Origin of the sequence: Thalassobacillus cyri (assembly GCF_900107755.1) — a bacterium.
Lineage (GTDB): Bacteria > Bacillota > Bacilli > Bacillales > Halobacillaceae > Thalassobacillus > Thalassobacillus cyri.
Genome location: NZ_FNQR01000008.1, coordinates 49,652 through 63,861, shown reverse-complemented (window position 1 = coordinate 63,861; position 14,210 = coordinate 49,652). Strand labels below are relative to the sequence as shown.

The 14,210-nt window shown below is 41.1% G+C and carries 14 protein-coding genes and 2 pseudogenes; 6 read left to right on the top strand and 10 right to left on the bottom strand.

Translation table 11 applies throughout. The features are described from left to right. Positions 1-2: 2 nt before the first annotated feature. From BLV00_RS11000 to BLV00_RS10970, 9 genes and pseudogenes are all read right to left on the bottom strand, one after another. The gene (locus tag BLV00_RS11000) at positions 3-770 is read right to left on the bottom strand and encodes a tyrosine-protein phosphatase (protein ID WP_093045040.1); all 768 of its coding nucleotides are present in this window, start codon (positions 768-770) and stop codon (positions 3-5) included. A gap of 117 nt (positions 771-887) precedes the next feature. Then, complete coding sequence (locus BLV00_RS10995; protein ID WP_093045039.1) at positions 888-1,166, bottom strand: hypothetical protein; 279 nt, start codon at positions 1,164-1,166, stop codon at positions 888-890. A gap of 233 nt (positions 1,167-1,399) precedes the next feature. Then, positions 1,400-1,543 carry a hypothetical protein gene (locus BLV00_RS21970; RefSeq protein ID WP_176791459.1) on the bottom strand — a complete coding sequence of 48 codons (144 nt, stop codon included), beginning with the start codon at positions 1,541-1,543 and terminating at the stop codon, positions 1,400-1,402. A gap of 267 nt (positions 1,544-1,810) precedes the next feature. After that, positions 1,811-2,761 (bottom strand): LCP family glycopolymer transferase, encoded by a 951-nt coding sequence (locus tag BLV00_RS10990; protein WP_093045038.1) that lies wholly within the window; start codon positions 2,759-2,761, stop codon positions 1,811-1,813. Between the two features lie 7 nt (positions 2,762-2,768). Next, a pseudogene (locus BLV00_RS21690) lies at positions 2,769-3,030 on the bottom strand (UDP-glucose 4-epimerase GalE); the annotation flags it as partial. Next, a complete protein-coding gene (locus BLV00_RS10985; protein WP_281243017.1) occupies positions 2,984-3,628 on the bottom strand; it encodes an SLC13 family permease in 645 nt (214 codons plus the stop codon). The pseudogene BLV00_RS21690 and the gene BLV00_RS10985, both read right to left, overlap by 47 nt. A gap of 78 nt (positions 3,629-3,706) precedes the next feature. Further along, positions 3,707-4,192 (bottom strand): annotated as a pseudogene (sat, locus tag BLV00_RS10980) (sulfate adenylyltransferase); the annotation flags it as partial. Positions 4,193-4,231: 39 nt separating this feature from the next. Beyond that, on the bottom strand, positions 4,232-4,927 hold the full coding sequence (locus tag BLV00_RS10975) for a CpsD/CapB family tyrosine-protein kinase (protein ID WP_093045036.1): 696 nt from the start codon (positions 4,925-4,927) through the stop codon (positions 4,232-4,234). Further along, complete coding sequence (locus BLV00_RS10970; protein WP_093045035.1) at positions 4,899-5,675, bottom strand: YveK family protein; 777 nt, start codon at positions 5,673-5,675, stop codon at positions 4,899-4,901. Before BLV00_RS10970 ends, BLV00_RS10975 begins: the two co-directional genes overlap by 29 nt. Before the next feature lie 461 nt (positions 5,676-6,136). Between BLV00_RS10970 and BLV00_RS10965 the strand changes: the two genes are divergently transcribed. From BLV00_RS10965 to BLV00_RS10945, 5 genes are all read left to right on the top strand, one after another. Next, positions 6,137-7,519: a glycosyltransferase family 2 protein gene (locus BLV00_RS10965; protein WP_093045034.1), complete on the top strand. Its 1,383-nt coding sequence runs from the start codon at positions 6,137-6,139 to the stop codon at positions 7,517-7,519. 11 nt (positions 7,520-7,530) lie between these two features. Beyond that, the gene (locus tag BLV00_RS10960) at positions 7,531-8,457 is read left to right on the top strand and encodes an LCP family glycopolymer transferase (protein ID WP_093045033.1); all 927 of its coding nucleotides are present in this window, start codon (positions 7,531-7,533) and stop codon (positions 8,455-8,457) included. A gap of 190 nt (positions 8,458-8,647) precedes the next feature. Continuing rightward, positions 8,648-9,700, top strand: a complete 1,053-nt coding sequence (locus tag BLV00_RS10955) for an N-acetylmuramoyl-L-alanine amidase family protein (protein WP_093045032.1) — start codon at positions 8,648-8,650, stop codon at positions 9,698-9,700. An 81-nt stretch (positions 9,701-9,781) separates the two neighbouring features. Further along, the gene (locus BLV00_RS10950; protein ID WP_093045031.1) at positions 9,782-10,006 is read left to right on the top strand and encodes a hypothetical protein; all 225 of its coding nucleotides are present in this window, start codon (positions 9,782-9,784) and stop codon (positions 10,004-10,006) included. 210 nt (positions 10,007-10,216) lie between these two features. Then, on the top strand, positions 10,217-11,779 hold the full coding sequence (locus BLV00_RS10945) for a phosphodiester glycosidase family protein (RefSeq protein WP_093045030.1): 1,563 nt from the start codon (positions 10,217-10,219) through the stop codon (positions 11,777-11,779). A 59-nt stretch (positions 11,780-11,838) separates the two neighbouring features. On the opposite strand, the gene BLV00_RS10940 is transcribed toward BLV00_RS10945, so the two are convergent. Continuing rightward, complete coding sequence (locus BLV00_RS10940) at positions 11,839-12,552, bottom strand: GntR family transcriptional regulator (protein WP_093045029.1); 714 nt, start codon at positions 12,550-12,552, stop codon at positions 11,839-11,841. A 225-nt stretch (positions 12,553-12,777) separates the two neighbouring features. Between BLV00_RS10940 and BLV00_RS10935 the strand changes: the two genes are divergently transcribed. Then, positions 12,778-14,130, top strand: a complete 1,353-nt coding sequence (locus BLV00_RS10935) for a 6-phospho-alpha-glucosidase (RefSeq protein ID WP_093045028.1) — start codon at positions 12,778-12,780, stop codon at positions 14,128-14,130. The last annotated feature ends 80 nt before the right edge of the window (positions 14,131-14,210 follow it).

The window sequence follows — 14,210 nt, the reverse complement described above, 5'->3', positions numbered from 1 at the left end:
AATTAAAAAATACCAAGGAATTTTTTTCTTTTTATATGCTCAGGAGGATTAGCCGCCAGCATCTGCCCTTCTGTAACGTAAAAAGCATTTTCCATAAAATAATATACGGATGAAGCCCCATATTTATTCTTTATCACTTCATAAGCTTTTTTCAAATAGAAACCACGACTATGGGTATTATGGGCATCCGATGCAACCAAATGAGTAAGATTGGCTTCAATTAATTGATGGGAAAATTTTTGAATCGATTTTCCAAATTTTCCAGCTACACTGGCAGCCGTAACCTGGGTATAGGCACCACCTTTTACAAATTGATAAAGCAGGTCTGGTTCCTGAATCAGTTTTTTATTTCGTTCCGGATGAACAATGACCGGTTTGATCCCTTCTCGCTGAAGATCAAATAATAGACGCTCCGTATAGCGAGGGACCTGGTCTGAAGGGAGTTCAACAAACACATAACCGCTATCAACATTCAACGGCAATATCTCTTCTTTTATTAAATCCTGGACCATTTCTCCATAGATACGAGTTTCCTGTCCAGGGAGTATGGTCAGCGCTATCCCTCTCAGTTCCAATTCAGCGTTTAATTGTTGCACATGGCCAAAGATTTCAAGACGTGAATTCTCATATTCTCCATTCTTATGATGCGGGGTAGCAATAATCGTATCAATCCCCTGATCAACCGCTTCTTTTGCCATTACGATACTATCTTCCAAAGTAGAGGCGCCATCATCCACTCCAGGCAGTATATGGCAATGAATATCTATCATCCGACTCACCACTTTCTTTAATCAATCTTTTGATCTCATAAACTATCCGTCTAGTATAGCATAACAAACCACCCTATCCTCCAACATAGGAGGATAGGGTGGTTTATTGTTCGTTCGTCAGTTACATTTCCTATATTCTAGTAGTTTTTTCAGCTTCAGATCTTCCCATATAGTTGAACCTCGTTTAGATTGCTCTTTCTTACATCCCCTTACATCCGCTAAATGAACCATAAAGACACTGAAAGTAACGGTGAGCACATCTAAAAACAAACAGACCAGATAACTCATCGTAGTTTCCCAGACACTTAATATCTGCCAGTTAACATATAAAATAATGATGATAGGGAGTAAGGCAAGAAACTTAACCAGCTTTCGATTAGAAACAAAATTCCCCATGATTTTTCCTCATTCCTTCACTAACCAACCTTTTATATGGGATTTCTATTCATTAACGTCTAAGCTTAGGAACTACTTAGAATTCACAAATAAGTTAATTTTCCCAAAAACCCAGTATAAAAGGCCTCTATTGTAACTATAATGTAACAATGCGAGGGATACAAGTCCTAATAGCCTTGTTTTGTAAATAGCTTCTAATCTCTTCTGCTCTATTGATCTTAGTGAATGGTTTCTTAGCTTGCCAGCCATTTTAACCAGCCAAAAAAGAGAAGCCACAAAGGAATACTGATAAGTAGAGCCCACCTGAATCCGGTAATGAAATCATTTTCTTTAAACATGATCGTTCTCCAATCATTGGTCTTAGATTGGTATTTCATTGATAGACTCCATGATATCCAAAATGATTAACTCTTAAACATTATCATTATCATTCATTTCGTCATAAGGTAGACTAAAAGAATGATGAGGATCCATAGTGGCAGAGAGAGCAAGATCCCCCACATACATCCTTTTGCAAAGTTGTTCTCTTCCATCTTTTTGTCCTCCATCTCTGGTTAATGTAACTGTATGCTACCAGAAGATGGATCATAAGGAAAATCGTTCGTAAAATTCACACAAAAAACTACACTAATTAGATAGTTTCCCTATGAGTTATATTCTTCGATCATATTGTGCACTTTCTGTACTTCATTCTCGGGAATATCGAGGTAATAAATCCCATTCACCTTAATACCTTGGCCAACCATTTGGTATGTAACCCTATTTTCTCTTGTCTTATTGTAATTGGTGAGAAGGTTCTTCATATCGCTAAACGCCATGTTCGTTCTCATGTTATTACCTAATACCTCAAGGATGTCATCAATTTTATGAACAGTTGCAATATTGGCACCTTTATCAATAATTCCTTCGATAACCTGGCGTTGTCGTTCATTCCTTCCAAAATCACCATTTGGATCCTGATACCTCATCCGCACATATCCCATCGCCTTTAGCCCGTCGAGTTCAATTTCTCCTTTGACATAATGATACCCTTTCTTATAATAACCGCGATCTTTCCAGTCCAGTTTATTATTGACGGTGATGCCACCCACGGCATCTACCATTTCTGTCAGACCTTCCATATTCATGCTGACATAGTAATCAAGTTCGATATCCAGAAATTCTTCCACGGTATTAATCGCCATGTCAGTACCGCCAAAAGCATAAGCATGGTTGATTTTATCCTGACGGCCATCTCCGACTATAGTGGTTCTCGTATCACGGGGGATACTGATCAGCTGCATACGGTCATTTGTAGGGTCCAACGTCATGACCATCAAGGCATCAGAACGACCGCGATCGTTTTTACGTTCGTCTACCCCCATCAGAAGAATATTAACAGGTTTATTTTCTTTCACTTTTTTCTTCCCAATATCATAATCAATCGATGCTACTGGGGTATGCATTTTCTTATCTACAGTTTGCTTAGCATTATTATAGATAGAGTATGCATATCCTCCACCACCAAGAATAACGAATAAAACTACTAACGATATGATTTTAAGCCATTTTTTACTTTTACGATGAGCAGATTGCCTGGCTCTTCTGGAAGTCATCGGATAATCACCTCTTATTTTCCTTCATAACATAACCATCTGGGTATTTCTGATGCCACCCCCATGCAGTAGCAATGATGTCTTCCATGTTTGGTATACTTTGGTGCCCATCCCAGCTCTTTTTGAATCTTTTCTGAAGATGCCACTAATTGAGCGGGGTCACCCGCACGCCGCTCCTCCACGACAGCTGGAATTGGGTGTTTGGTTACCCGTCTGGCTGCGTCAATCACATCTTTCACTGAAAAACCGCTGCCGATTCCAAGGTTGTATTTCGCTAAGGTAGTCTTTGGTATTCTTTTCTCTTACCTTTTCTATTAAGCTTTTATGGTCAGGGAGGAAACGGTGTCCTACTACTATCAAATAAACAAGGCCTATAAAGGTGATAGGAACCCCTACCCATGCCAATTCGAAAAAGTTAAATCCTTTTTCCCCAAAATCAAGCAGTAACCCATGAATCACTAGGTTAGTGGAAGTTCCCATCAGAGTAATGGTACCACCTAGGATGGCTGCATAAGATAATGGTAAAAGGAATTTGAATGGAGAGATATTATTCTCGGATGCCCATTTACGTACAATTGGCGTTAAAGTAACGACAATCGGTGTATTATTTAGAAAATCAGAAAACCCAGAAATGGGGACGAGCAGGCGAAACATCGCACCCTGACGTGTATTTGCTTTTGCCAGCATGGATGAAACCAGCCGCTCTACTAATCCACTACGTTCAAAAGCACCAGCAACGATGAATAACAAACCAACCGTCAACATACCCTCATTAGAAAAACCAACAAGTGCTTCATCGGTACTGACGATATCTGTCATTATGAAAAAGAACAGAGTAAAAAAAACAAGAAGATCCGGTCGAGCCATTTCGAAAAATAACCCGGCCAGCATTAATGTTATAACAATGATCACAAGGATCATTTCAAACGTCATTCAGACCATCCTCTATACGGTTTGCTTTTGCATCCCTTTGATTAAAACATCCGCCACTTCCGGACGAGAGAATTCTTTTGGAGGACGTTCGCCATTACGTAACAATTCACGTACCTTTGTACCGCTAAGGTGTACATGGTTTTCTTTACCGTGTGGGCAAGTTTTAGCAGATGCCATGTTTCCGCATTCTGTGCAGTAGAAAGCATGCTCGAATTTAAAAATTTGAATGCCTAATTCATCTTCAAATTGAGTAATGAAGTCCTGCGCTTCATAAGTGCCGTAATAGTCACCGACACCAGCATGGTCACGGCCGACAATAAAGTGTGTGCAGCCATAGTTTTTACGGACAATCGCATGCAAGATAGCCTCCTTTGGACCTGCCTAACGCATCGCTGCCGGATAGATGACAAGACGCGTACGATCTTCCGGATAATAGTTTTTAAGAAGAATCACCTGGTAGCTTTCCATACGGACATCTGCAGGAATGTCACTATATTTGCACAAAAAAATGCTCTCTGCTTTCGCAGAGAGCATTTCCTATGATCCATAGTAATAATAATAATTTGATTTTTTCTGTTCGACATCATTTAGAACGGCACCAAGTACATTGGCATTCACCTGGTGAAGCAAATCTACTGCTTTTTTACCTGCATCGATTTCCGTCTGTTTACTTCGGGTCACAAGCAATACCCCATCGCATATGTTTGATAGAATTTGCCCATCCGTTACTGCCAGCACGGGAGCGGTATCGAATATCACCACATCATACGATTGCTTAGCCGCTTGCAGGAAGTTTTCCATTGCCCGGGAGCCGAGTAACTCGGACGGGTTTGGAGGAATCGGTCCCGATGACATTAAATTCAGGTTATCTAAATCACTTTGTTGAACAACATCATGCATAAGCTTATCACCAATTAATACACTGCTGAGCCCACGGCTATTATCCAGCCGAAACGTATAGTGCAAGGTCGGTTTCCGCATATCTGCATCAACTAACAGCACCTTTTTATCCTGCTGGGCGAAAGTTACTGCCAGATTGGAAACGGTTAGTGACTTTCCCTCAGCGGGGCCTGCAGATGTTACCATCATCGTACGAAGTTCCTGATCGACAGATGCGAATTGTAAGTTTGTCCGTATCGTCCGATATTGTTCTGAGATCGGAGAGCGGGGATTCATTTTGGCAATCAGCGTACGGGCCTTTTTATTAGACAGTTTCTTTTTGCTTCGTCTCATAACGGCTTTCTCCTCTCTTCGTACGTAATGAAGTTGCATTAGCCGCTTCAGCCGACTTCACAATTTCGTCTTCACTAATGTGAGTAATGATACCTAAAACCGGTAAGCCAAGCTTGTCTTCAATATCTTTTTCAGCCTTGATGGTGTTATCCAGGTACTCTAATAAGAATGCTATACCGACACCTACCATCAGTCCAAGAACCAGGGCAATGGCCATGTTTAACAATGGCTTGGGACTTACAGGTGTGGGATTATCTACAGGTTGAGCCTCGGATAATATATTGACGTTATCCACATTCATGTAATCCTGAATTTTTTCGTGAAAAACCTCAACCGTTGTATTGGCAACCATGGCAGCACGATTTTGATTTGTATCAGTAACCGTAACAGATACAACTTGTGAATTCTGCTCGCTGGATATATTCAGACTCTGACGCAGATTATCTGCAGATCTATTTAACTCCAACTCAGATACGACATCATCCAGGATAGCCGGACTTTTGATAACTACATTATATGTATTGATTAGTTCAACATCAGTTCGGATATCGTTCACATCAAACTCCGATTCTTCCTCTGATTGACTTGTATTTACAATGAATTGCGTAGTAGCTTCATAAGTAGGCGTTAGGAAATAGTAACTGAGCAATGCAGCGATGGCAACTGCCGCTACTGCTGTTGATAGAATCAGCCAGAAGCGCTTCTTCAATACCTGCGCAATCTCCTTCAGTGAAATTGTTTCTTCCATGCATGTCCCTCCAAGTATCTTTGTTGACTTTTGCAAAAACTAGTCACATTATAGCACATACTACTGGTTAAATTTGTGTTTTTTTCAAAGATTCCTCTAATCTGATACATTTTACATAGCGATGTAATAAATTAGTAGCATACCTCCCATAACAATTATCGTCATATAATGCTAAATAGTAAATAATATATTTCTATTAAACAGCCTCCCGATTATTCTCCCCATCTGAAGAAACCACTATTTCATTTTTTAATAAACCTTCTAACCTTATATAGCAATCAATGAAAATATGCTTTTTGTTAAAAAGTTACAATACCATCCGCACATCTGGTTATTTTCGACATATTTCATCCTTCCTATTTTGCTAGTCCATCCGTTAGATTTTAGCTATTTCCTCTTGTAAAAGTTATCAGCTGACCTGAATATGTTAGTGAAATCCATTAATAGAGGAGGCTTTATACTTGGAACTATTTTTAACAATATTTTTTGGTTTATGTCTATTCTTCCCCCTGCTTCATTTGTTTCACTGTATGCCCTGGTTTCGGGAAGAGGATGAACTGGTAACACTTTCCCCCTCAACTGAAAAAGGCATCAGTATCCTGGTTCCCTCCTATAATGAAGCCGGAATCATCGAAACATCCATTCAAAGTATGAAGTCTTTGACGTATGAGAACTTTGAAGTGGTCTACATCAATGATGGTTCGACTGATGAGACCTTTTCTATTTTGCACCGGCACTTACACTTGAAGCCCTCTGCAAAAATCCCGATTGGAAAACTTGCGCACAACAATGTAAAAAAGGTGTATCAATCAAGTCTAAACCCAAATATTTACGTAGTCGATAAAATGAACGGGGGCAAAGCAGATGCCTTGAATGCAGGAATAGAGTACGCTTCAAAAGAGTTGGTTGTTACATTGGATGCAGATACCGTTCTCACCGCCCCTTCGCTTAAAGTAATAAATGAAAAATTCGCTAACCCGGAAGTTGTAGCTGCAGGCGGTATGGTTCATGTATTGCAAACAAAAACAAGTAACCCATTAAAGAAATTATCACTAGCCGGAACTAAAATGCTGGTACGTGTACAAATGCTTGACTTTATGAAGGCATTTTATGTAACGAAATTATCACTTGCACGCTTCCAAGCCTTAGCTATCATCTCGGGCGCATTTGGCATTTTTTCAAAAAAGATGTTGATTGATGTCGGAGGATATCGTTCTTCTGTTGGGGAGGATATCGATATAACATTGAAAATCCACAGGTATATTGCAAAACAGAAAGATAAAAAAATCCTGTTGATAACGGAGGCTATCAGTTATACCGAGTTACCTGAAACATGGAAAGATTTATTTAAACAACGAATCCGCTGGCAAAAGTCCTATATGGACTGTCTGGTTCACTTCAGGTCCTTTTTAAGTAAGACAGTTGTAACAAAAGCTGTTTCTTTTTTTTACATCATTGAATCTTTTTTTGTAGGCATTGTCGCTGCCTACATTACCGCAGGATTCTTCGTGGCGAGTGCATTTTTGAATATTGCTTTTGTATTCTTAGGGTTTATCATTGTTTATTTATCCTATATTTTCTTATTTAATTTCATCTATAATCTACTCGCAATCGTACAGGTAAAACGGTACGGATTTACATTTGATAAAGGAGATCGATTACGCTTATTCAACACTGTTGTATATGATGTGTTTATTCACCGTTTTGTCACCATGTATTTCGTTATGTATGGCAGTGTTGCGTATTTTTTTAACAGGGATTGGAAAAAGGTCTCACGAACCGGAAGAAAATATGAAGTAGAACCTGCTTCCGCTAAAGTAACAACATATCGACAAAATGTTTAGGTGAGGTAATCATGAAGAAAAAAATAAAATGGAAAAAAATTATGCTTATATTTCTGACCAGCCTCAGTGTAGTAATTGTGGCTGCAGGAAGTTATGGATGGAACCTCGTAACTTCTACATTTACGAATATCCAGGAAGATATCGACCGTAACAAATCAGACAAGCGTCGGGAAGCGATTAACTTTGAAGAAGGAGATCCCTTTTCACTATTACTGATGGGTATCGATGAACCAGGCAGTCAGGGAGACGTTTACAGAAGGACAGATACATTAATTTTACTAACCGTTAATCCAAAGAATAATTCTACCCACATGGTAAGTATTCCACGTGATACTTATACAAAGATTGTAGGGGAAAACAAGAAAGATAAAATCAATCATGCCTACGTATTTGGCGGCACAGAAATGACTATCCGGACAGTAGAGAATTTTCTCGATGTTCCTGTAGATTATTTTGTACGTGTCGACATGGAAGGATTACAGGATATGATTAATGCCCTAGATGGTGTTAAAGTCCAAAATAATATGGAATTCACTTATAGACGCTCTCATTTTAAGAAAGGGACCATTGAGTTGACTGGTGAAGAAGCAGCCAACTACGTGCGAATGAGGCATAAAGATCCTCGTGGAGATCTCGGTCGTCAAGAACGACAGCGGAAGGTTTTCCAAGGAATGTTAAATAAAGCAAAAAGTCTATCTTCTATAAAAAGGATAGAAGAAATACTGAGTGTCGTAGAAGACAATGTCAGGACAAACTTCAGCTTGGAGGAAGCTTGGAATGTGCAGTCCAATTACAAGGATGCCCTCAATAAGGTGAAACAGCATGAAATACCAGGTCAAGATGGTGAAATGGATGAAGTCTATTATTATATGCCGAACGAAGATAAAGTAGAGAAACTTTCCAACATGCTTCAGGAACATTTGGAATTGAAAAACTAGTAAAAATTGTGACCCTTGCGAAATTTCTCTTTGCGGGGTCACCTTTTTTTGTTTGAGAAAAAATAACTAAATTTAATGAGCGGTATTATCTGTTTTTAGGAATAAATATTGTATTTTTCTGTCGAAATGCTACAATTCCGTAACAAAATGAAAGATTAATAAAGGAGAGATAACTATCCGCACATACCGTTTGTTTTTATGTTCATATATTGGGTTATTTTTATTTTTCCTGACGCTTCTATTTCAGTTTTCGATCATTTCAGCGGGTGCCCACGAAAGCGGCAATTACGAAGTCGGGGCTACATCCCTGAATGTACGCAGCAGCCCAACAATGAATGCTGAAGTAATCGGTTCCTACCCTAATGGGGAGATCATACACGTCAAAGATATCAAATACGGTTGGGCAAAAGTGAGTTATGAAGGAGTAACCGGGTGGGTTGCTTCTCAATACTTATTTAAAACCGGAAGTTCTGGCAGCCAACATACAAGTCAGGTGACAGTTGGCGTCGATGTCGCAAATATACGTACAGGGCCAAGTACGGATTATAAGGTTATAACACAAGCCACCGATGAAGATGTATTCCCTAAACTCGGAGAATCAAACGGCTGGGTAAAAATCCAGCTGGAGAATGGCAAACATGGGTGGATAGCTGGTTGGCTGGTATATGCATCCAGGGAGAAAGAACAAATAAGTGAACGGCCGTTAGAAGGAATAAATATAGTCCTTGATGCCGGCCATGGCGGATTTGATCCCGGTGCAATAGCTGTCGATGGAACACCGGAAAAAGTATTCACACTACCAACGACAGAAAGAATAGCTGAGAGCATGCGCAATGCTGGGGCTACGGTAATTTTAACGCGGGAAAAGGACCGTTACCTTGCGCTCGAGGAACGGGTTAGAATCAGTGAAGCCTATTATACACACGCCTTTATAAGCGTTCATTATAATGCTTCCTATTACCCTTCTGCGAGAGGGATAAGCACGTATTATTATCAGGAACCAAAAGGCAGGAATCTGGCATCTGATATTCAAGCACGGTTAAATTCCACGACCTCTTTACAAAACGATGGGATCCGCCATGGAAATTTTCATGTGTTACGAGAAAATATAGGAGATGCTGTATTAGTTGAATTGGGATTTATTTCCAACCCTCATGAATTAAAAGTGGTCAAGTCTTCAGACTATCAACAATCAGTCGCCAAAGCAATCACCCAAGGAGTCATCAATCATTTCTCTAATTGAACATTAAAACAACGCCACCAACCCCTAGTGATATATAAAGTAATTTTGAAGACTCTTGCTTATAGACAAGGAGGAGATAGAATGTGCAAAAATAGGTTATTTAGCATTTCTTTGATGTGTATCGGCTTAATTTTCTTCTTGTTGATTAGCGGTTTTTCTGGAGATACTGTATCAGCATATATAGAACTGGATCTCGACCATGCAGGACTGGAAGAAACTCCTGAAACAGAAGAAATTGATCCAGGTGTCAACTATACACCTATGGATGCCAAGCTGTTGAAAAGCTTGGGAGCTGTCGATGCCTGAACCTCGATAATTCTATTACACTAGCATTTATCGGCGATCTGGTATTTGTATTCTCCACCCCGGAGCCCTCCATTATCGAGGCTTCGGGGAGTCTTTTGTCTAATTTTGATGGTACTTATATCCTTTTTTTGTTTTATCTATAGGATTAAACTCTTCCGATATATAAGTAACCTTTGAGGACTCTATTTTACTAGAAAAGGAGTAGATTGCATGTACATCAGCAGGTTATTCGGTACTTCCTTAGCGGGTTTCATCTTCAGTTTATTGTTTCTAATTGGCGGACTTTCGTCAAACGTCGTATCCGCTCATCCAGCCTCAACGGAACTGCATCTCGGCAACTCCGGTTTGGAGGAAGTGCGTGAAACAGAAGAAATAGCTCCAGGTGTGACTTACACCCATATTGAACGTGGCCACCATTCCAAACACGAGGTGTATACTGTAAATGTTTCTTTGGTTGAAACGAGAGAAGAAAGTAAGGATCTCTCCAAGAAGTTAAAAGCCGATGGATATCAACCTTACGTGACTCAGATTAAAGACAATAAGTATAACGACATCGAGACAAAACGGATTGCCTATCTTGTCCGTGTAGGGGAATATCAGGAAGAAGAACAAGCAAGGCAATTGGAATCGCAATTAGAACAGGATGGGTATTCTTCCGCATCTACCACCTTCACTGCTTTTGATGGTACAAAAACGGATGGCCCTTGGTCAGTCAATATCATCGAAGTGGATCCAGATACTTTCCAAGGGAAAATTATCTCTGCCCTCGCACAGGGGGTTGTTCAAGGAAAGGAAAGAGTAACCGATATTTCCGACAGGACTGGGGCGCTGGCTGCTGTCAACGGTGGATATTTTGTAGTTGGATCTCGTGATGGTACGCCAGGTAAGCTTGCCGGCGTTTCTATGGTTGAAGGCGAATTAGTAAGTGAAGCGGTCAGTGACCGGACCAGCCTTGTCTTTACTGAGTCTGAAGCAGCCGATATTGCGGAAGTTGCTACAGAAATAAAGGCTGAATCTTCCGACGGTGCTGCCACTACCCATGATGGAATGAACCGCAAGCCTGGTTTGATCCGCAGCTGTGGCGGTACTGGTGGAGATGAACCGACAGAAGAACCGCGACACGATGTTACTTGCACTGATGACAGTGAACTGATCTTATACAAGCCAGTATTCGGTGGAGAGACGCCAGCTGGTGATGGATTGGAAGTAGTTTTAGACACTGATGGTCAAGTGATTGAAGTAAGAGACCGCGGCGGAGCGATTCCTGAGAATGGCACTGTTATCGCAGGTACAGGAGAAGAAATTGCATGGTTGGAAGCTCATGCACAGCCAGGAATGACAGTGGATGTGACGGAAACTTTGGTAGTGGACGGTGAGAAGGTTGCCACAGATGAAGTTGAAAGTGTTGTAAATGGCGGTCCTCGCCTGATAGAAAATGGGGAAATCAGTATTCATTCAGCAGATGAAGGCTTTTACTGGGGTACCAATTTCTTATACAACTTCGCAATTAAGCGCCACCCAAGAACTTTGGCTGGCATCAAAGAAAACGGTAATCTGTTATTTGTAACGGTAGATGGCCGTGCAGATAACAGCATCGGTGTGAACTTCCTGGAAAGTGCAAAACTGATGAAAAGCTTAGGCGCTGTCGAAGCCATGAACCTTGATGGCGGCGGCTCTTCTACGATGGCAGTCGGCAGTGAACTGGTTAATCAGCCATCTGATTCGTCCGGCGAAAGACCCGTCGGTGATGCGATTGTAATTCTACCAGACTAACTGATAACCAATTAACCGCACCCCAGGTCCTCTAGAAATTGGAGGAGCTGGGGTGTTATTTAATTTGGCCGTTTAGCTCTAAGGGTGAATTTGTATTCGTCGCTCTTGAAGTAGTTTTCACTATATTCAAATATGGTATCGTCCTGAAACACACTGTAGTGCTGTATTTTCAAAATAGGCGTCGTCTCTTGTACGCCCAGTGCTCCGGCTATATCCGAATCCGGAAGAATTGGAATGACTTCCTGAAAGCTTTCTTTGATCTTCTTTCCTTGTTCCTTTTCAATATAGTCATACTTAGACCCACTCATGACCTTAAAGGACAAATCCGGAAACAACCGAACTGGCAGGTAAGTATCCTCCAACACATACGGGATATCATCCACCAGCCGCTGCCTTCTTACATAGAAGACTTTCTCCTCCTCCCCCAGCTGTAACTTGCTCTTTACGTGCATTGGCGGGTCGATCATTTGAAAGTTCATAACATTATTGACTGGCTGTTTATTGAGCCGGCGCATTTCCTCCGTAAAACTTTCCAATTCGTAAATGTTATGCTCGATCTTCTTTTCACTGACATAGGTACCGCTTCCCTGGATTCGCTTAAGGAGCCCCTCTTCTACCAGCGTCTTTACTGCTTGTCTGATCGTGACACGAGAGGCATCATATTTTTCGGATAGGTGCTTCTCCGTAGGAATTGCCTCCCCTTCCTTCCAATTCCCTGCTTCAATCTCCTGTTTAATCTGTTGAGCAATCTTTCTATATAAAGGTGAGGCCATCATTATTCCCCCTGCTATCTTCTATACATCTCTTATTTGTATTATACCAAAATTAGGATTACTTAAAATCGTATTACAAACATTCCATTAATCCCACCCCAGGTCCTCCAAATTATGGATATAAACCTTTCCCAAGAAATATGTTGACGCTTTCATTTATTTGTATTATATTCATATTAAGTTAATTTTAATACAAATTAAATACCTTTTATGGAGGTTGAAATGATGAAAAAACAGAACCTTGTAGTGGTAGGCGGCGGAAGCACCTATACGATCGGCATGATTATGAGTTTAATAGCTGAAAAAGAACAGTTTCCATTAAAATCGATTACTTTTTATGATACCGATGCAGCTCGTCAGGAGAGAATCGCGAAAGCAAGTGAAATCATTCTCCGCGAAAAGTACCCGGAACTGGAAAGCTTCTCTTATACAACAGATAAAGCAGAAGCACTGACAAATGCTGACTTCGTTTTTGTCCAAATCCGTACTGGCGGATTGGCGATGCGCGAAAAAGATGAACAAATTCCTCTGAAATACGATTCCGTAGGTCAGGAAACGTGCGGTCCTGGCGGAATGGCATACGGTCTTCGCTCGATCGGCGATATGATCGAGCTTGTAAACGATCTCCGCTCCTTTTCACCGGAGGCGTGGATTCTCAACTACACCAACCCGGCAGCGATTGTTGCGGAAGCGCTTCGACGTGAATTCCCGGATGATAAGAAACTTCTCAACATCTGTGATATGCCGGCTGCTATTATGGTCAGCTACGCAGGTATCCTCGGCAAAGAGGTGTTCGACCTTGTACCAGAATACTTCGGTCTGAATCACTTCGGCTGGTTCACAAAAATTTATGATAAAGAAGGTAATGATCATACCGATACCATTAAACGTGCGATTACGGAAGATGGTTTCATCCCGGAAGATGCGGAAATTGCAAACGACCCGTCCTGGATCAAAACCTTCAAGCAAGTTGAACGGATGGTCACCGATTTTCCGGAGTACTTGCCGAACACCTATCTTCAGTACTATCTTTACCCGTCAGAAATGGTGACAAAAGAGGATCCAGAAAATACACGTGCCCGTCAGGTCATTAACGGCCGCCAGCAGCGTGTCCATGATTTAGCCGACCAGATTATTGCGGATGACTCTACTGCAAATGTAGAACTGGAAGTGGATATCCATGGACGTTATATGATCCGTGTTGCCGCTTCGATGGCGTATAATAATGGAGATATATTCATCGTCATGGTCGAAAACAATGGTACAATCGCAAGCTTGCCGGATGATGCTATGGTCGAGGTTCCAGCTATGATCACTAATCGGGGACCAAAACCATTCACCGTCGGTCACATATCTACTTTCTATAAAGGCTTGATTGAAGGTCAGCTCGCCTATGAGAAACTGGTTGTCGATGCTTATTTTGAAAACAGCTATGAGAAAGCATTACAGGCATTGACGTTGAACCGCACCGTCGTCGATGCCCCCGTTGCCCGTCAAATCCTTGATGATTTAATTGAAGCGAACAAAGACTACTGGCCAGATCTTTACCACCAATCTAAGAAACTAGTAACCCAATAACCTTAGGGCGGCCTGGAAAACTATCCAGGCTTTCCTTTCACTTTTCAAGTAAACGGTTTCCTATTATACAAAGGAGGTTT

Bases quoted from the DNA above. Each gene is read 5' to 3' on its own strand.
- BLV00_RS10940 (WP_093045029.1), bottom strand. From the start codon at position 12,552: ATGGCCTCACCTTTATATAGAAAGATTGCTCAACAGATTAAACAGGAG.
- BLV00_RS10945 (WP_093045030.1), top strand. From the start codon at position 10,217: ATGTACATCAGCAGGTTATTCGGTACTTCCTTAGCGGGTTTCATCTTC.
- BLV00_RS10985 (WP_281243017.1), bottom strand. From the start codon at position 3,628: ATGGCTCGACCGGATCTTCTTGTTTTTTTTACTCTGTTCTTTTTCATA.
- BLV00_RS10990 (WP_093045038.1), bottom strand. From the start codon at position 2,761: ATGACTTCCAGAAGAGCCAGGCAATCTGCTCATCGTAAAAGTAAAAAA.
- BLV00_RS10970 (WP_093045035.1), bottom strand. From the start codon at position 5,675: ATGGAAGAAACAATTTCACTGAAGGAGATTGCGCAGGTATTGAAGAAG.
- BLV00_RS10995 (WP_093045039.1), bottom strand. From the start codon at position 1,166: ATGGGGAATTTTGTTTCTAATCGAAAGCTGGTTAAGTTTCTTGCCTTA.
- BLV00_RS10935 (WP_093045028.1), top strand. From the start codon at position 12,778: ATGAAAAAACAGAACCTTGTAGTGGTAGGCGGCGGAAGCACCTATACG.
- BLV00_RS10960 (WP_093045033.1), top strand. From the start codon at position 7,531: ATGAAGAAAAAAATAAAATGGAAAAAAATTATGCTTATATTTCTGACC.
- BLV00_RS10950 (WP_093045031.1), top strand. From the start codon at position 9,782: ATGTGCAAAAATAGGTTATTTAGCATTTCTTTGATGTGTATCGGCTTA.
- BLV00_RS10975 (WP_093045036.1), bottom strand. From the start codon at position 4,927: ATGAGACGAAGCAAAAAGAAACTGTCTAATAAAAAGGCCCGTACGCTG.
- BLV00_RS21970 (WP_176791459.1), bottom strand. From the start codon at position 1,543: ATGAAATACCAATCTAAGACCAATGATTGGAGAACGATCATGTTTAAA.
- BLV00_RS11000 (WP_093045040.1), bottom strand. From the start codon at position 770: ATGATAGATATTCATTGCCATATACTGCCTGGAGTGGATGATGGCGCC.